Below are 16,698 nucleotides of genomic sequence, written 5' to 3'. Positions count from 1 at the left end.
GGCGGCGGCTCAGCCCGGCGCCAGATTCGACAGCAGGTCGGTCAGAAGCTGGTTCGCGAAGCGCCGCTTCTGCACGATGGCGTAGAACCGCTCCGTTACCTCGGGAATGCGGCAGTGCTCGACGAGGACTCCGGCTTCCAGCTCGTCGCGCACCACGATCGGCGGCACCAGCGTGACGCCCTCGCGCTCGCGGGCCAAGAGGCGCAGCATCGCCATGTCGTCGACCTCGGCCAGGATCGTGGGACGGATCCCGGCCCGCTCGAGAACGCGGTCGAACGCCACGCGGATGTCGCTGTCGAGGCTGGGCAGCAGCAGCGGCTCGGTCCGCAAGTCCTCAGGGAACCGGAAGCGCCGCCTGGCTTCCCGTGGACGGCCGACCAGGCTGACGGGCTGTTCGGCGAGGAGGTGATTGCGCAGCGATGAGCGCGCGTCCGTGGGCGCGGCGCTGTTGGCCAGCACCACGTCGATCGTGTGAGCCTCCAGCTGGGCGAGGAGGTCGCGGACGTTGCCGGATCGAACGATCAGCTCCACATCGGCGCGCCCCACCAGGGGGCGCAGGAACTCCAGCTGGAAGTTCCGTGAGAGGGTGGTGAGCGCGCCGACCCTCAGGACCTGCCTGTTGGCGCGCGGGCGACCCTGCAGCGTGCTCAGCAATTCCTCGCCGGCCTGGAATACCGTGTCGGCATAATCGAGGGCGATGCCGCCGGCCTCGGTGAGGACTAGCTTCTTCCCGACGCGTTCGAAGAGCGGATGCCCAACCTGGTGCTCCAGCTTCTGGATCTGCACCGACAGGGCCGACTGCGACAGGTTCATGTGCTGGGCCGCCCGGGTGAGGCTGCCCTCATGCGCTACAGCCCAGAAGTAGCGGAGGTGGTTGTAGTTCAACTGCGCCATATCGTTCTGTTAAAACGAACGATAACGCCAAAACAATGAATTTTATTCGAGGCGACGGCATCGCTACCTAGCCCCCCGACGCGCAGGCCGTGCGCGGAAGGGGATGAGCCTTGTTCAGTCATCTGTCGCTTTTGATCGCGCCTGCGGCGCTGCTCGCCGTCGCCGCCATGGGTTTCCTCAGCCCGGGCGTCCGGCCACGGCGCCTGCCGAAGCTGGCCGAGGCCGGCGCGCTGCTCGCGCTCCTGGGCGCGGTGATAGCGGCCTGCGGGCTTGTCCTGTCGGGGCCCGACGCCGGACGGTTCATCGGGTTCGCCGAGATCGGACTTTCGGTCCGCCTGGACGCCGTCAGCGCCGTGATGTCGCTGCTGGTGACCTTCATCGGCTGGGTGGTGGTGCGCTATGCTGGGACCTACCTCGATGGAGAGGCGCGGCAGGGAGCTTTCACGGGCTGGCTGTGTCTGACCCTGGCGTCGGTGCTGCTGCTCGTCACTGCGGGCGATCTGATCGTCCTCGTGGCGGCCTGGATCGCCACCAGTCTCTTCCTGCACAAGCTGCTGCTGTTCTACCCCGAGCGGGTCGCGGCCCAGCGGGCGGCCCGCAAGAAGTTCATCACCGCGCGCCTCGGCGACGCCGCCCTGATCGGAGCCGCGACCCTGCTGGTCCTCGCCTACGGCACGGCCGACATCGGCCAGATCGCGCAGGGCGCGCGCGCCGGCGAGGGCGGGCATCTCGCCGTGGCGGCGGCCGGCCTCCTGGCGCTCGCCGGCATGCTGAAGTCCGCCCAGTTCCCGACCCACGGTTGGCTGACCGAGGTGATGGAGACCCCGACGCCGGTGTCGGCCCTGCTGCATGCCGGGGTCATCAACGCCGGCGGCTTCCTGCTGATCCGCTTCGCCGATGTCATGCTGCTGGCTCCAGGCGTTCTGGCGGTCCTGGTCATGGTCGGCGGGTTCACGGCGCTGTTCGGAAGCCTTGTCATGCTGACCCAGCCCGCGGTGAAGACCTCGCTGGCCTGGTCGACCGTCGCCCAGATGGGCTTCATGGTGCTGGAGTGCGGGCTGGGGCTCTTCCCCCTGGCGTTGCTGCACATCGTGGCGCACTCGCTCTATAAGGCGCACTCGTTCCTCGCGTCCGGCGGGGCGGTGGAGCGGGTGGCGGCGATCGCCCGGCCCGGCCCGGTGGCCATTCCCGACGCCGGGGCGGTGGGCCGCGCCTTCCTGTCGGCCCTCGGCGTCTACGTCGTCGTCGGCCTCGCCTTCGGCCTGACCCACAAGTCGCCCCAGGCGATCGCGCTTGGCGTCATTCTGATCCTTGGGGTCGCCTATATGCTGGCGCAGGGCCAGGCCGACGCGGCGCCGCGGGCCCTGACCCGGCGCACAGCGGGTTATGCCGTCGCCACCTCGATCGCCTACTTCGCGCTGCAGACGGCGGCGACCGCCCTGACGGCGGGAGTGCTGCCCGCGACCCCGGCCCCCGGGCCCCTGGAGTGGGCGCTGATCGTCCTGGCGCTACTCAGCTTCGGGCTGGTGGCGGTGGTGCAGGCGATGTTCCCGCTGTGGGCGCATCACCCGGCCGCTGCGGGCCTTCGCGTGCACCTCTCCAACGGCTTCTACGCGAACGCCGTCTTCGACCGGCTGCTCGGCGGCTGGTCCCTCCGCAAGTCCTCCTGACCGCGCCCCAAGGGAGCTTTCCATGCCCAACGCTCAACCTACGGCGCAGGCCGAACCCGGCATCCTCGAGATCCTCGCGGATCGTGCGACCCGCGCCATCCCGCCCGCCTGGCCGCTGGCGTCGAGCGTCGCGGTCAATCCCTTCCTCGGCCAAACAGCCGAACCGCTGGCGATCGCCGGCGCAAGGCTCGCGCGGGTGGCGGGCGCTCCGGTGACCCTGCCCCGGCGCTGGTATGCCGAGAAGATCGCAGCCGGCGAGATCCTGGATGCTGACCTCGCCGACGCCTGGGGGCGCGCCCCTGCCGACCTGAGGCCGGCCAACCCGGCCGCGGTGAAGACAGCGGCCGCGGTGGATCGACCCACGCCGGCCGCCCTGCCCACCGTCGCGGATCTCGCGGCCCAGGTGTCCGGCGTGGACTGGCCCGGCCTGATCGCGGATCGGATCGGGGCGTGGGCGGCGGGGTACTTCGACGAAGGTCAGGCGCTGTGGGCCGCCCCGCGCGGACGCAACGCCTACGCGGCCTGGCGGGCCGTGGCCACGCACGACCTGACCCCGGAGATCTGCGGCCTGCCGGGCTTTGCGCTGCACGTTTCCGAAGCGCCCGAGAGTTCGGCGCCGGCCATCGCGCGGGCGGTCGAGCGGCTCGGCCTGGGCGTAGACGCGCTGGAGACCTATTTCCACCGGCTGCTCATGACCCAGGGCGGATGGGCCCAGTACGCGCGCTACAAGCTCTGGCAGGCGGAACTCGTGGGCGCGGAGGATTCCAGCGTCACGGACCTCTTGGCGATCCGTCTGGTGTGGGAAGAAGCCCTCTTCCTGCGCTACGGTGCGCAGATCGCCGAGGCATGGGCGCAGGCGCGGACGGGGTACGCCGCTCCGGTGGTCGCCACGGCGGACCTCGTGGTCGACGCCATCCTGCAGGAGGCGGCCGAGCGGTCGGCGCAGCGCGCCCTGAGCCAGACCCTGGCGGCGGCGCCCGCCCCCGCCCGGAAAGAACGCCCGGCCCTGCAGGCGGCGTTCTGTATCGACGTGCGCTCCGAGGTTTTCCGCCGCGCCCTGGAGAGTGTGAGCCCGGGCATCCAGACCGTGGGCTTCGCCGGCTTCTTCGGCCTCGCCACGGCCCATCGCCGCTTCGCCTCGGACGTCACGGAGAAGCGGCTCCCGGTGCTGCTGAACCCGACGGTCACCTCCTGCGCGGGCGGGTCGGCGGTCGCCGAGGCCGACGTGCTCGCCCGGGTGAAGGCCCGCGCGAAGCGCGCCTGGGGGCGGTTCAAGTTCGCCGCCGTTTCGTCGTTCGCCTTCGTGGAGGCCACGGGGCCGCTCTATGTCGGCAAGCTGGTCGGCGACGCCTTGGGGCTGCACGGCGCCTCGGCGCCCAGGGACCCCGCGCCGCGCTTCGATCCGACACTGCAGGACGCGGCGCGCGCCAAGGCGGCCGAGACCGTGCTGCGGGCGATGTCCCTGACCGGCGACTTCGCGCGGCTGGTCGTCCTGGCGGGGCACGGCGCCAACGTCTTCAACAACCCCCATGCCAGCGCGCTGCATTGCGGCGCCTGTGGCGGCTATTCGGGCGAAGTGAACGCCCGGCTGCTGACGTCCCTGCTGAATGATCCGGCGGTGCGGATCGTGCTGGCCGGCGCCGGCATCGCGATCCCGGCCGACACTCTCTTCGTGGCCGCCCTGCACGACACGACGACCGACGAGGTGACCCTATACGCCGAAGATCATCCGGCCGAGGGCCATGCCCAGGATCTGGAGCATGCGCGGGCCTGGCTGGCGGCGGCCGGAAAGCTCGCCCGCGGCGAACGCGCGCTTCGTCTGCCGCGAGCGGGCGACCAGGCGGCGATCCCCAAGCGGAGCCGCGACTGGGCCGAGACGCGGCCGGAATGGGCGCTGGCCGGGTGCAAGGCCTTCATCGCCGCGCCGCGCGCCCGCACGATCGGCAAGAGCCTGGAGGGCCGCGCGTTCCTGCACGACTACGACTGGCGGCGCGACCGCGACTTCGCCGTCCTGGAGCTCATCCTGACCGCGCCGGTGGTCGTCGCCAGCTGGATCAGCCTGCAATACTACGGATCGACCGTCGCGCCCGAGGTGTTCGGCGGCGGCAACAAGCTGCTGCACAACGTGACGGGCGGCATTGGGGTGGTCGAAGGGAACGGCGGTCTGCTGCGGGCCGGCCTGCCCTGGCAATCTGTGCATGACGGCGAGACCCTGGCGCACGCGCCGCTGCGCCTGTCGGTGTGCCTGGAGGCGCCGCGCGAGGCGATCGCCGACGTCCTGCACCGCCATCCGCAGGTGCGCGAACTGTTCGACAACGGCTGGCTGCATCTGTTCGCGCTGGACGAAGCGGGGCGAATGGCTTGGCGGTACGATGGCGATCTGCAGTGGGTGGCGATGGCGGGCGAGCCGGCCGCCGACGCGCCGCAGTTCGCGATCGCGGTCTGACCGGTTCAAGCCTGACGCGACGGTGGCGCAAGGGCGCGCAACACCCGCGGCAGCCGCTACAGACAAGTTCACCGCCGCTCACCCAGGCTTCATCGAACTAGCGCGGGGGTGACACCTCACGAGCCTACCTAGCCTGCCCGTCAGCTGACGACATCAGCAGGGGGCGATCAATGGACAGCAAGGCACTTCGCGGGGCGATGCGTCGACGCATCAGCCTGGAGCTCATGGCGTGCGTGGCGGCCGCGCCGCTGGCGCTGGCCGGCGCGCCGGCGTTCGCGGAAGAGGCGGCGGTGGCCGCGGCGGGCGCGGATGCGAGCGGAGACGGCGTGGGCCTCGCCGAGGTGACCGTGACCGCGCAGAAGCGCGAGACCAACCTCCAGCAGACCCCCATCGCCATCTCGGTGGAAAGCGCCGAAGACCTGGCGAACCGTCGGGTGAAGAGCCTGGCCGACCTGATGGACGGCTCAGTGCCGTCGCTGCGGATCGCGCAATTTGCGCGGCGCAACTCGGCGTTCTCGATCGGCATCCGCGGCGTGTTCCCGAGCTCGGACACCAACCAGCCGGCGCGGGACTCCGCCACCGGCGTCTACATCGACGGCGTCTACCTGGGCCGCCCGCAAGGCCTTGGCGCGGCGCTGTTCGACATCGAGCGCATCGAAGTGCTGAAGGGCCCGCAGGGCACGTTGTTCGGCCGCAACGCCACGGGCGGCGCGCTCAGCATCGTCACCCGCGAGCCGTCGGGCGAATTCAAGTTCCGTCAGACCGCCGGGGTCAGCAACTTCAACGGATACTCGTCCGAGACCCACATCGACCTGCCGTCGTTCTACGGCGTGGCGATCAAGATCGACGGGCTGATCACCAAGCGCGACGGCGTGGTGGACAATCCCGCCCAGGGCCAGCCGGGTTTCAACGCCTTCGACCGCCGCGGCCTGGCGATCCGGGCCAAGTGGGCGCCCAGCGAGACCTTCAGCGCCGACTATGGCTACGACGTCTCATACGACGACACGACGCCCAGCTATTCGCAACTGGTCGAGGTGGCCCCCAATACCCGCCTCTCGCCGCTGGTGGTGGTGCAGACCAACCGCGCCGAAGTCGCCGATATCGGCGTGCCGATGGCCGAGAGCGAAGGCTACATCTACGGCCACCGGCTGACCCTGCGCTGGACGCCCTGGGAGAACACCGAGATCCGCTCGATTTCCGCCTACCGCGAGATCAAGCAGAGCCAGTACGACAACGGCGCCGGAGCCCACTCCAACCCCTTCACGCCCAACGCCCAGTTCGCGCGCTACAGCCTGGCGTGGATGCACCAGGACCAGCTCAGCCAGGAGTTCCAGCTGGTAGGGTCGATCCCGCGGCTGAACTACGTGGCCGGCCTCTACTATTTCAAGGAGACCGGAGGCGATCAGGCCTGGGCCCCCAACACCCTGCAATGGAACGCGACCGGCACCGGTTACACTCAGCTGCCGAGCCTGCGCGTGGGCGCCGAGTTCGATTTCCCGGACCGCGAGAGCGAAGCCAAGGCCCGGTCCACGGCCGCGTTCGCTCAGTTCACCTGGACCCCGCCGATCCTGGACGATCGCCTCCGCCTGACCGCGGGCGCGCGCTACACCAAGGACACCCGCAGCGGGGTGCTCACCAAGGTCAATGGCCTGCCGGACGGCTCGCGCTTCACCTTCAAGGACGACCGGATCGATCCCGCGGTGTCGGCCGATTTCGACGTCATCGAGAACGTCCACGCCTATGCCAAGTACGGCACCGCCTACCGCGCCGGCGGCGCCAACTCGCGCTCGCTCACTTACCGGCCCTTCGGCCCCGAGGTGATCAAGTCGGCCGAGATCGGGCTCAAGTCCGAGTTCTGGGACCGCCGCGCGCGGGTGAATCTGGCGGCCTACAAGACCGACTACGAAGACATGCAGGTGGACTTCAACCGCAACGCCATCGTGCTGGGCAGCAACCGCACGGTGAACGAGACGGTGAACGTGCCCGGCGTCGCCAAGATCAAGGGCTTCGAGGCCGACATCACGGTCGCCCCGATCGAGAACCTGACCATCAAGACCAGCTACGCCTACACCACCGCCCACATCCCGCCGGCCGTGAACCCGTTCAACAACGCGCTGACGCCGCTGAACGTTATCTACACGCCGCGCAACGCCCTCAATGTGGCGATCGACTACACCTGGCCGCAGGAGAACTTCGAGATCCTCTTCCACATCGACGGGTCGGCGGCCGGCGGGTTCAACTCGGGCAACAACACGATCACCTCGCCCAAGACCGACGCCTCGCTGAACATCAACGCGCGACTGGCCATCGTGAACTTCGAGCTCGCCGACGGCCACCAGATGGACATCTCGCTGTGGTCGCGGAACCTGCTCGACGAGGAGCACGCCACCGCGCAGAGCTTCAGCACCGCGTCGCGGTTCCGGACGAACGTCTTCAACGATCCCCGGAGCTACGGGATCGACTTCACGATCCGCTATTGAGGTCCACGACGACGGCGGCGTGGTCGCTGGGATAGCGGCCATCGCCGTCGGGCGTCGCCAATGCCCGGGACCGGCGGCTGACATGCAGATCGCCGGGGTCGAGCAGAATGGCGTGGTCGATGGCGCGCCCCTGCGCCACGGCATGCAGTGTTGAGCCCAGTTCCTCGCCCGCCGCCGCAGCGTTCAGCGGCCCGAACTCCGGATCGCCGCGACCCGCATTGAGGTCGCCGCAGACGAGGAGGCTCCCGCCCCCGCCCTGCCGCGCCCAGTCGATCGCCTCATCGAGCTGTCGCCGACGCAGCATTGCCCCTGTGTCGCCGCGCAGGTGCGAGAGGTGCAGGTTCAGGATCCGCAGCCGGCGCGTCGCGAACCGCTGCGCGATGCGCTCGCCGTCGGCCAGGTGGCTGGTCAGCGCCACGGTCTCGGCCCGACCCGGAAGGCGGGTGAGGATCGCCAGACCCGACGTGCTGTCGACGGCAGCGCCCCCGAACTCACGGACTTTCGCCCGGGCGGGGGCGGCATGGAGGTCGAGGTTCAGCGCATCGGCCAGGAAGCGCGCCGTGTCGTGGCCGCCGCCCACGAAGCACTCCTGCAGGCACACCACGTCCGGATCGAGCGCGGCCAGGCCTTCGGCGATCCGCGACAGCCGCGCCGGATAGTCGCCCTCGTTCTTCCAGGTGTTGAGCGTGACGACGCGCAGGCGTCTCACGCCGCGCGGAGGCCTTCCACCCAGACGCCCCGCAGCACGGGCAGGCCGTCGTGGATCCGCACGCGCAGCAGGTCGGCGCGAAGGCCCGGCGCGATGGCGCCCCGGTCGTGCAGCTGGGCCGCGCGGGCCGGCGCGGAGGTGACCGTCGCGACCGCCTGGGCCAGGCTCCAGCCGAACGCGGGCATCGTGAGCTTGATGGCGCACTCGACCAGGCTGCGGGGCACGTAGTCCGAGGCGAAGGCATCCAGCAGTCCCGCGTGCGCCAGGTCGGCGGCCGGGACATTGCCCGAGTACGAGCCGCCGCGGATCAGGTTCGGCCCGCCCATGACCACCACCATGCCCCGCTCGTGGGCGCGGCGCGCGGCCTCCAGGGTCACCGGGAACTCGGCCACGGTGGCCCCCAGGTCGGCAGCGACGTCGATGTGCTCGACGTCCTCGTCATCGTGGCTCGCCAGGGGGTGGCCTCGGGCGATTGCGAGTTCGGCGACGAGGCGGCGGTTGCGGTCCGCATTGCGGGCCTGTCGATCCCGGATCCCGGCCATGCGCTCATCCATGGCCCCGGGGCTCATGCCCTGCTCCACCCAGTTCGCGAGATAGCGCTCGAGATTGCGGTACTGCCGCTGCCCCGGCGTGTGGTCCATCAGCGAGAGCAGGCCCGTCATCGGGTGATCGACCAGCGCCTCGAGCCGGTCCAGCAGGTCGTCGGCCGGCGTCTCGCAACGCCAGTGCAGGCGGTGATCGGCCTTCAGCATGCCCGCGGCCCGCGCAGAGGCCAGGCCGTCCGCCAGGCGGATCAGGTTGTCGTGGTTGCGGGACGCCGCCGCGTTGAACGAGCCGATCGACAGGCTGTCGAACACCGTGGTCACGCCCACCGACAGGCAGCAGCCGTCGTGCGTCACCGCAGCCGAGACGGGACTCCAGTCGATGTTGGGGCGCGGGAAGAAGTGCTTCTCGAGGTTGTCGGTGTGCAAATCGATGACGCCCGGCATCAGGACGTCGCCCTCCAGATCCTCGCCCACCGCAGAGGCCCCGCGGTCGATCGCGACGATGCGGCCGCCACGGACCTGCACCGAGCCCAGGAACGCGTCGTCGGGGGTGACGACCATGGCGTTCCGGAACGCGGCCTCGGCCACGCTCACGGAATTCAGTAGCACGTTGTTCATTCCACCCCCGGGAAGTCGATCTCGACCTCGGTGGCGGCGCGGGAGATGCCGTACTCCAGCGGCCGGCCGAGGCCGTCGATGTTGAGATAGCGCTGCACCAGCAGCGGGACATGGCGCGGCACCTGCAGGATGTCGGCCTCGTGCGCGGATGGGAGTCGGGCCGAGATCCAAGTGCGGCTGCGCGTATAGTCAGGGACGCCGAAGTCGATCAGCGTCTGGGTGATCGTGCCGCGCGCGCGATAGGTCTCGACGAAGGCCGGGAAGCGGGCGTGGCTGAAGTGGTGTTGGCTGAGGCCGGTCGGCTCGCCGTCGATGAACCGTCGCCGCTCCAGGTAGACCACCGGCTCGCCCGGCCGCAGGCCTAGTTGCACGGCGACCTTGGTGTCGGCCGGGCGCACAATCAGCTTGATCGTGTCGGTCCGGGGGATGCGGCCGCGCTCGCGCACATGTTCCGTGAATCGGGGCCGCCGCTGAAGGCGCATGGGGGCCGAAGGGCGGCGCACATAGCTGCCGCGGCCCTGGGTCGACTCCACGATGCCCTTTTCCTGCAGGTCGGTCAGCGCGCGCCGCACCGTGTGCCGGTTGACCATGAACTGCCGCGACAGTTCGAACTCGGTCGGCAGCTTGTCGCCGGGGGTCAGCTCCCGCGCCAGGATCCGGCGCTCGAGCGACTGTGAGATCTCTCGCCAGAGGGTCATGAGCCGCACCCTAGCAACGGCGTTTATCAATCTTACGACACCAATCTAGACAAGTTTTACTACTGTCGTCGAAATTTCACGAGCCGATATTTGCACGTCAACTCGGATACTCGTATCTCTCTACTTGCAACAACACAACAAATTGCAGAATTGTTGGAGGTCAGGAGATGCCAGCCACACCGGTTGTCGAGGCCGAGCCGCGGAAACGCTGGCTCTCGGTCCTGGCCAAGGCGACGCCGGCGGAGGTGACCGCCGCCTGGGACGGGCTGGCGCGCCAGCCCGGCTATCGCGTCCTACGCGCCCCTGAGATCGGCATGGTCATGGTCCGTGGCCGCGCCGGCGGCACGGGCGACGCGTTCAACGTCGGCGAGATGACCGTGACCCGCGCCGCGGTGCGACTGGAAACGGGCGCCACAGGCATCGGCTATGTCGCCGGCCGCGACCGCCGTCACGCCGAGATCGCCGCCGTCGTGGACGCCATGATGCAGTCGCCTGACCTGCGCCCCGTGGCCGAGGGGATCGTCGATCCGCTCGAGACCGCCCAGCAGCAGCGCCGCGACGCCGCCGCCCGCAAGGCCGCCGCCACCAAGGTCGACTTCTTCACCATGGTCCGGACGCGAGGGCCCGCAGCATGAACATGCACGCCTCTCCTCTCGATCTCACCGAGATCGCCCCCGGCTTTGCCGACCCGACCCGCGACTCGCAGGCTGTCTTCCGCCGCGTGATGGACGCCATCGCGCGCCCCGGCACGATCCAAGACCTGTCGTTCGCGCCCGAGCCGCCTGCGTGGCCACGCGCGCGGCCGCCGCGGTGGCGCTGACCCTGTTCGACTTCGAGACCCTGGTCTGGCTGGACCCCGTTCTGCGGACCGGCCCCGCCGCCGACTGGCTGCGCTTCCACTGCGCCTGCCCGTTCACGGACAAACCCGGCGAGGCCGCCTTCGCCATCGTGGTCGACGCCCAGGCCTGCCCGCCGCTGTCGTCCTTCAATCCCGGCGACGCCAAGTACCCTGACCGGTCCACGACCCTCATCGTGCAGGTGCCCGGGCTGGTAGGCGGACGCTGCGCGACCCTTGAGGGGCCGGGCATCAAGGGCCGCACCTCGCTGGCGCCGGCGGGACTGGAGCCGGGGTTCTGGACGCAGGTCCAGGCCAACCACGACCGCTTCCAGTTCGGCGTCGATCTGATCTTCGCCGCCGGCGACCTGGTCGCCGGCCTGCCGCGCTCGACGCGCGTCACCACCAAGGGAGACTGAGCATGGCCTATGTGGCGGTCAAAGGCGGCGAAGCCGCGATCAGCAACGCCCACCGATGGCTGGCCGAGGATCGCCGTGGCGATCCGGCCGTGCCGGAACTGGGCGCCGACCAGGTGCGTGAGCAGCTCTCGCTGGCCGTCGACCGGGTGATGAGCGAGGGCTCCTGCTATGACCGCGACCTCGCGGCCCTGGCGGTGAAGCAGGCGCGCGGCGACCTGCCTGAGGCGATCTTCCTCATGCGGGCCTACCGAACCACCCTTCCGCGCTTCGGCTACGCGCAGCCGGTGGAGACCGCGACCATGGCGGTGCGCCGGCGCATCTCGGCGGCCTTCAAGGACATCCCCGGCGGCCAGGTCCTGGGCCCGACGTTCGACTACACCCACCGCCTGCTCGACTTCCGGCTGGCGGCCGACGGGATGGTCCCGGATGCGGCGGTCGAGGCAGAGGAGCCCCAGGCTTATCCGATGGCCACTATCGCCAGCGTCTTCGACCACGAAGGCCTGTTGGAGAGCGACGTTCCCAGCGCCGACGCCGGTGAGCCCTTCGACCTGACCCGCGAGCCTATGAGCTTCCCGGCCGGCCGCGACCAGCGCCTGCAGGCCCTGGCCCGCGGCGATGAGGGCTTCCTGCTCAGCCTCGCCTATTCCTCGCAGCGCGGCTGGGGCAACACCCACCCGCTGTGCGCCGAGATCCGCCTGGGCGAGGTGGCCGTCGAGTTCGTCCCCGATGAGCTGGGCTTCGCCATCGAGATCGGCGAGCTGACCCTGACCGAGTGCCACATGATCTCGACCGGCGCCGCCGGGATGGAGACGGCCCCCCAGTTCGCCCGCGGCTACGGCCTCACCTTCGGCCACTGCGAGCGCAAGGCGATGTCCATGGCCATCGTCGACCGCGCCCTGCGCGACGCCGAAGAGGTCGAGGTCGCCGCCCCCTGCCAGGACCAGGAATTCGTCCTCTACCACTCCGACAACGTCGAGGCCTCAGGCTTCGTCCAGCACCTCAAGCTGCCCCACTACGTGGACTTCCAGGCCGACCTGCAGCTCATCCGCCGCCTGCGCCGGGAATGGTTCGATCGCGAGGCAGCCCTCAAGGAAGCCGCCGAATGAGCCCCGCGTCCAATACGCCTGAGCGCTACTACAACTACGCCTACCTCGACGAGCAGACGAAGCGGATGATCCGCCGCGCCATCCTCAAGGCGCTGGCGATCCCGGGCTACCAGGCCCCGTTCGGCTCGCGCGAGATGCCGGTCCCCTACGGCTGGGGCACGGGCGGCATCCAGCTGACCGCGGCCATCATCGGCCCGGACGATGTCTACAAGTGCATCGACCAGGGCGCTGACAACACCACCAACGCGGTGTCGATCCGCCGCTTCTTCGCCCAGGTGGCGGACGTGGCGGTGACCGAGGACACCGCCGAGGCGACGATCATCCAGACCCGCCACCGCATCCCGGAACAGCCGCTGAAGGCCGGCCAGGTGCTGGTCTTCCAGGTGCCGCAGCCCGAGCCCCTTCGCGGCCTGGAGCCCCGCGAGACCGAGACCCGGGCCATGCACGCCTATGAGGAATACGGTCTGCAGTACGTCTCGCTCTACGAGAGCGTGGCCACGTACGGGCGCATCGCCTCGACCGTCGGCTATCCCACGATGGTCGACGAGCGCTATCTGATGAGCCCCTCGCCGATCCCCAAGTTCGACAACCCGAAGCTGGACGACAACGAGGCGATCCTGCTGTTCGGCGCCGGCCGCGAGAAGCGGATCTACGCCGTGCCGCCGCACACCCGCGTCCGCAGCCTCGACTTCGAGGACTACCCCTTCGAGACCCAGACCTGGGAGGAGGACTGCGCCCTCTGCGGCGCCAAGGATTCCTACCTCGACGAGGTGGTGCTGGATGACGCCGGCGAGCGGATGTTCGTCTGTTCCGACAGCCACTTTTGCGCCGAGAGGCGCGCCCAGGGCCACGTCGGCCCCATGGCCGGGCACCAGCTGGCCGCCACGCCTGAGAAGGAGCCGGCGCAGTGAACGCCCCCCTGCCGAACAATCTCGCGAAGATGCAGGCCGCCCCGCTGCTGCGGGTCGATAATGTGACCAAGTGGTACGGCCAGATCCTGGGCTGCCGCGACGTGTCGTTCGAAATGCGCCCCGGCGAGGTGCTGGGCATCGTGGGCGAGAGCGGGTCGGGCAAGACCACCCTGCTCAACTGCATCTCGGGCCGCCTCGCACCCACCTCCGGGTCGGTCGAGTTCGGCACCGCCCGCTTCGGTCTGACCGATGTCTACGCCCTGAACGAGCCCGACCGCCGCCGGATGCAGCGCGAGGAATGGGGCTTCGTCCACCAGAACCCGCGCGATGGCCTGCGCATGCGCGCCTCGGGCGGCGCCAACGTGGCCGAGCCGCTGATGAACCTGGGCGGCCGCCACTACGGCAAGATGCGCCAGGCCACAGTCGAATGGCTGGAGCGCGTCGAGCTCGACACCCGGCGCATCGACGACAAGCCGCGGCGCTTCTCCGGCGGCATGCAGCAGCGCATCCAGGTGGCGCGCAACCTGATCCACGGCCCCCGGCTGGTGTTCATGGACGAGCCCACCGGCGGCCTCGACGTCTCGGTCCAGGCCCGCCTGCTCGACCTGCTGCGCGAACTGGTCCGCGACCTGGAGCTGGCGGTGATCGTGGTCACCCACGACATGGCCGTCGCCCGCCTGATGGCCGACCGGCTGATGGTCATGAAGGGCGGCGAGGTGGTCGAGACCGGCCTCACCGACCAGGTGCTGGACGATCCGCAGCACCCCTACTCGCAGCTCCTCGTCTCCTCCGTCCTGCAGATTTGAGCGTCGCCATGAGCAGCCTCCCCCTGATCGTCGTCGACGACTTGGCCAAGACCTTCGTCCTGCACAACGCCGACGCCGCGGCGATCCCCGTGTTCAGCGGGCTGCGGCTGGAGGTGCGCCCCGGCGAGTGCGTGGTGCTGGCCGGGGAGTCCGGCGTCGGCAAGTCCACCCTGATGCGCGCCATCTACGGCAACTACCTGCCCTCGGCGGGCGGCGTTCGGGTGCTGCACGACGGCGAGTACGTCGACATCACCAGCGCCGCGCCGCACCAGGTGATCGACGTGCGCCGCCGCACCCTGGGCTATGTCAGCCAGTTCCTGCGGGTGATCCCGCGGATTTCGACCCTGCAGCTCGTGACCGAACCCTTGCTGGAGAACGGCGTCGATCCGGCCGAGGCGCAGGAACGGGCCGAACGGCTGCTGACCGCGCTGCGCCTGCCGCGCGCCCACTGGGACCTGCCGCCGGCGACCTTCTCGGGCGGTGAGCAGCAGCGGGTGAACATCGCCCGCAGCTTCATCCGCAACTATCCGGTCCTGCTGTTGGACGAGCCCACGGCGTCGCTCGACGCCGAGAACCGCGCCATCGTGGTCAGCCTGATCCGCGAGGCTCTGGCCGGCGGTGCGGCGATGATCGGCATCTTCCACGACCACGACGTGCGCGATGCGGTGGCGACGCGGCTGTTCTCTGTCACCGACTTCAAGGCGGCGGCGTGATGGAGAGGCGCATCTTCTCCGAGCATGTCGTCACGCCCGAAGGTCTGTTCCGCGCCGAGGTCACGGTGCGTGGCGGCGCCATCCTCGCCATCGAACCCGCCAAGTCTGCGTCCATGGGCGCCGAGGACTGGGGCGCCGACTGGTTGGTCCCGGGCCTGGTCGACATCCACACCGACAACCTGGAGCGCCACTACCAGCCGCGCCCCGGGGCGCTGTGGGACGCCTACGGCGCGGCGTTGGCCCACGACGGTCAGTGCGCCTCGGCCGGCATCACGACGGTCCTGGACTCGCTCAGCCTGCACGGCATGAAGGACGGCCTGGACCGCAAGGCCTCGCTCGGCCCGATGATCGCGGCGATGGACCAGGCGACCGCCGACCGCGCCCTGCGCGCCGAACACCTGCTGCACCTGCGCTGCGAGGTCACCAACCCCGAGCTCCTGGATCTTCTGGAGCCGCATGCCGACCACGCGCGCCTGCGGCTGCTGTCGGTGATGGACCACACGCCCGGCCAGCGGCAGACCACCGACGTGGCGGGCCTGCGCACGCGCCTCTTGGCCGGCGGCCGCTCTGAGGAAGAGGCCCAGGAGTTCCTGGTCCAGCAGCACCAGGGCCGCGATCCCTCGGTCGCCCACGACAACCGCCGCAGCGTCGTCGCCATCGCCCGCGAGTTCGGCGTGCCGCTCTGCGCCCACGACGACGCCACCGTCGCCCACGTGGACGAGGCCCACGCCGACGGCTGCGTGATCGCCGAGTTCCCGGTGACCCTCGAGGCGGCGCGGGCTTCGCGCGACTACGGCATGATGATCTGCATGGGCGGCCCCAACTTCGTGCGCGGCTCGTCGCATTCGGGCAATCTGTCGGCTCGCGCCTGCGCCGAGGAGGACATGCTCGACATCCTGGCCTCCGACTATGTGCCGCTCTCGATGCTGCGCTCGGCCTTCATGCTGATCGACCGCTTCGGCTGGGCGCCGGAGAAGGCGCTGGCGACCGTGGCGGCCAACCCGGCCCGCTCGGTGGGCCTGGCCGACCGCGGCGAGATCGCGCCTGGCCAGCGCGCCGACCTGATCCGCGTCCGCCGCGGCGCCGACGGTTGGCCCCTCCCGGGCGAGGTCTGGCGCGAGGGCCTGCGGGTCGCATGACGGCGCGCTACGCGATCTACTACGCGCCGCCCGAAGGCTCGGCGCTCTGGCGCAAGGCCTCGGCCTGGCTGGGCCGCGACGCGGCCACAGGCGAGGACGTCGCGCGCCCGGTCATCGCGGGGCTCGACGGTCTGGACATGGACGCCCTCACCGCCGACCCGCGCCACTACGGCTTCCACGCGACGCTGAAGGCCCCGTTCGAGCTGGCCGCGGGCAAGACCGAGTCCGAGCTGCTCGCCGCGGCCGCCGAGGTCGCCGCCGGGCTGACGCCGTTCGAGGCCGCCATCGCCCCAGCCGCCCTGGGCCGCTTCCTGGCGTTCCGGCTTCAGGATGGCGAGGCCGAGATGAGCGCTCTGCACGCGGCCAGCGTGCGCGGCTTCGAACCCTTCCGCGCGCCCTTGGGCGACGCCGACCTGACGCGCCGCCGCAAGGCGAACCTCACACCGGAGCAGGACGAACGCCTCGTTACCTGGGGCTATCCCTACATCTTCGAGGACTTCCGCTTCCACATGACCCTGACCGGCGCGATCCGCGACGAGCAGGTCCGCGGGCAGGTGCTGACGGCCCTGCAGGACCATTTCTCGCCCGAAAGCGGCCCGCATCGCTTCGACGGCGTCGCCGTGTTCCGCCAGACGGATCGCCAGGCGCCCTTCGACGTGCTCCAACGCTTCCCGTTCCGGGCGGCCGTCGCCGCGTAGCTGTCGGTCGG

The 16,698-nt window shown here is 70.1% G+C and carries 16 protein-coding genes; 12 read left to right on the top strand and 4 right to left on the bottom strand.

The window, feature by feature from the left end; all coding sequences use genetic code 11:
- Positions 1-9: 9 nt before the first annotated feature.
- Complete coding sequence (locus tag ACQ66R_RS19855; protein WP_430424771.1) at positions 10-894, bottom strand: LysR family transcriptional regulator; 885 nt, start codon at positions 892-894, stop codon at positions 10-12.
- 110 nt (positions 895-1,004) lie between these two features.
- Between ACQ66R_RS19855 and ACQ66R_RS19850 the strand changes: the two genes are divergently transcribed.
- From ACQ66R_RS19850 to ACQ66R_RS19840, 3 genes are all read left to right on the top strand, one after another.
- Entirely contained in the window at positions 1,005-2,564 is a 1,560-nt protein-coding gene (locus tag ACQ66R_RS19850) for an NADH-quinone oxidoreductase subunit L (protein ID WP_430424769.1), read from the top strand.
- Between the two features lie 22 nt (positions 2,565-2,586).
- Positions 2,587-5,010, top strand: coding sequence for a YbcC family protein (locus ACQ66R_RS19845; protein WP_430424767.1), 2,424 nt, complete (start codon positions 2,587-2,589; stop codon positions 5,008-5,010).
- Between the two features lie 170 nt (positions 5,011-5,180).
- Positions 5,181-7,490, top strand: coding sequence for a TonB-dependent receptor (locus ACQ66R_RS19840; protein WP_430424765.1), 2,310 nt, complete (start codon positions 5,181-5,183; stop codon positions 7,488-7,490).
- Here ACQ66R_RS19840 and ACQ66R_RS19835 read toward each other — a convergent pair.
- The 3 genes from ACQ66R_RS19835 to phnF are packed head-to-tail and all read right to left on the bottom strand — an operon-like array spanning position 7,474 to position 10,060.
- Complete coding sequence (locus ACQ66R_RS19835) at positions 7,474-8,199, bottom strand: endonuclease/exonuclease/phosphatase family protein (RefSeq protein ID WP_430424763.1); 726 nt, start codon at positions 8,197-8,199, stop codon at positions 7,474-7,476. The two genes, ACQ66R_RS19840 and ACQ66R_RS19835, sit on opposite strands and share 17 nt — an antisense overlap.
- A complete protein-coding gene (locus ACQ66R_RS19830; protein ID WP_430424761.1) occupies positions 8,196-9,353 on the bottom strand; it encodes an alpha-D-ribose 1-methylphosphonate 5-triphosphate diphosphatase in 1,158 nt (385 codons plus the stop codon). Before ACQ66R_RS19830 ends, ACQ66R_RS19835 begins: the two co-directional genes overlap by 4 nt.
- Before the next feature lie 5 nt (positions 9,354-9,358).
- Entirely contained in the window at positions 9,359-10,060 is a 702-nt protein-coding gene (phnF, locus tag ACQ66R_RS19825) for a phosphonate metabolism transcriptional regulator PhnF (protein WP_293359150.1), read from the bottom strand.
- Positions 10,061-10,227: 167 nt separating this feature from the next.
- Between phnF and phnG the strand changes: the two genes are divergently transcribed.
- Genes phnG through ACQ66R_RS19780 form a run of 9 tightly spaced genes read left to right on the top strand, consistent with a single transcriptional unit; the run spans position 10,228 to position 16,687 of the window.
- Positions 10,228-10,695: a phosphonate C-P lyase system protein PhnG gene (gene phnG / locus ACQ66R_RS19820; protein WP_430424759.1), complete on the top strand. Its 468-nt coding sequence runs from the start codon at positions 10,228-10,230 to the stop codon at positions 10,693-10,695.
- Between the two features lie 2 nt (positions 10,696-10,697).
- Entirely contained in the window at positions 10,698-10,880 is a 183-nt protein-coding gene (locus ACQ66R_RS19815) for a phosphonate C-P lyase system protein PhnH (RefSeq protein WP_430424757.1), read from the top strand.
- Positions 10,847-11,314 (top strand): phosphonate C-P lyase system protein PhnH, encoded by a 468-nt coding sequence (gene phnH / locus ACQ66R_RS19810; RefSeq protein ID WP_430424755.1) that lies wholly within the window; start codon positions 10,847-10,849, stop codon positions 11,312-11,314. Before ACQ66R_RS19815 ends, phnH begins: the two co-directional genes overlap by 34 nt.
- Before the next feature lie 2 nt (positions 11,315-11,316).
- On the top strand, positions 11,317-12,420 hold the full coding sequence (locus tag ACQ66R_RS19805) for a carbon-phosphorus lyase complex subunit PhnI (RefSeq protein WP_430424753.1): 1,104 nt from the start codon (positions 11,317-11,319) through the stop codon (positions 12,418-12,420).
- On the top strand, positions 12,417-13,331 hold the full coding sequence (locus ACQ66R_RS19800) for an alpha-D-ribose 1-methylphosphonate 5-phosphate C-P-lyase PhnJ (RefSeq protein ID WP_430424751.1): 915 nt from the start codon (positions 12,417-12,419) through the stop codon (positions 13,329-13,331). Before ACQ66R_RS19805 ends, ACQ66R_RS19800 begins: the two co-directional genes overlap by 4 nt.
- Complete coding sequence (gene phnK / locus ACQ66R_RS19795) at positions 13,328-14,137, top strand: phosphonate C-P lyase system protein PhnK (protein WP_430424749.1); 810 nt, start codon at positions 13,328-13,330, stop codon at positions 14,135-14,137. Before ACQ66R_RS19800 ends, phnK begins: the two co-directional genes overlap by 4 nt.
- An 8-nt stretch (positions 14,138-14,145) precedes the next feature.
- On the top strand, positions 14,146-14,850 hold the full coding sequence (gene phnL / locus ACQ66R_RS19790; protein WP_430424747.1) for a phosphonate C-P lyase system protein PhnL: 705 nt from the start codon (positions 14,146-14,148) through the stop codon (positions 14,848-14,850).
- A complete protein-coding gene (locus ACQ66R_RS19785; RefSeq protein ID WP_430424745.1) occupies positions 14,850-15,989 on the top strand; it encodes an alpha-D-ribose 1-methylphosphonate 5-triphosphate diphosphatase in 1,140 nt (379 codons plus the stop codon). Before phnL ends, ACQ66R_RS19785 begins: the two co-directional genes overlap by 1 nt.
- Positions 15,986-16,687, top strand: a complete 702-nt coding sequence (locus tag ACQ66R_RS19780) for a DUF1045 domain-containing protein (protein WP_430424743.1) — start codon at positions 15,986-15,988, stop codon at positions 16,685-16,687. Before ACQ66R_RS19785 ends, ACQ66R_RS19780 begins: the two co-directional genes overlap by 4 nt.
- The last annotated feature ends 11 nt before the right edge of the window (positions 16,688-16,698 follow it).

The organism is Phenylobacterium sp. (assembly GCF_965284355.1).
GTDB lineage: Bacteria > Pseudomonadota > Alphaproteobacteria > Caulobacterales > Caulobacteraceae > Phenylobacterium.
The sequence above is the reverse complement of the archived record's forward strand: the minus strand, read 5'-3'. Positions and strand labels throughout refer to the sequence as shown.

Bases quoted from the DNA above. Each gene is read 5' to 3' on its own strand.
- ACQ66R_RS19855 (WP_430424771.1), bottom strand. From the start codon at position 894: ATGGCGCAGTTGAACTACAACCACCTCCGCTACTTCTGGGCTGTAGCG.
- ACQ66R_RS19845 (WP_430424767.1), top strand. From the start codon at position 2,587: ATGCCCAACGCTCAACCTACGGCGCAGGCCGAACCCGGCATCCTCGAG.
- ACQ66R_RS19840 (WP_430424765.1), top strand. From the start codon at position 5,181: ATGGACAGCAAGGCACTTCGCGGGGCGATGCGTCGACGCATCAGCCTG.
- phnF (WP_293359150.1), bottom strand. From the start codon at position 10,060: ATGACCCTCTGGCGAGAGATCTCACAGTCGCTCGAGCGCCGGATCCTG.
- phnG (WP_430424759.1), top strand. From the start codon at position 10,228: ATGCCAGCCACACCGGTTGTCGAGGCCGAGCCGCGGAAACGCTGGCTC.
- ACQ66R_RS19815 (WP_430424757.1), top strand. From the start codon at position 10,698: ATGCACGCCTCTCCTCTCGATCTCACCGAGATCGCCCCCGGCTTTGCC.
- ACQ66R_RS19805 (WP_430424753.1), top strand. From the start codon at position 11,317: ATGGCCTATGTGGCGGTCAAAGGCGGCGAAGCCGCGATCAGCAACGCC.
- ACQ66R_RS19800 (WP_430424751.1), top strand. From the start codon at position 12,417: ATGAGCCCCGCGTCCAATACGCCTGAGCGCTACTACAACTACGCCTAC.
- phnL (WP_430424747.1), top strand. From the start codon at position 14,146: ATGAGCAGCCTCCCCCTGATCGTCGTCGACGACTTGGCCAAGACCTTC.
- ACQ66R_RS19785 (WP_430424745.1), top strand. From the start codon at position 14,850: ATGGAGAGGCGCATCTTCTCCGAGCATGTCGTCACGCCCGAAGGTCTG.
- ACQ66R_RS19780 (WP_430424743.1), top strand. From the start codon at position 15,986: ATGACGGCGCGCTACGCGATCTACTACGCGCCGCCCGAAGGCTCGGCG.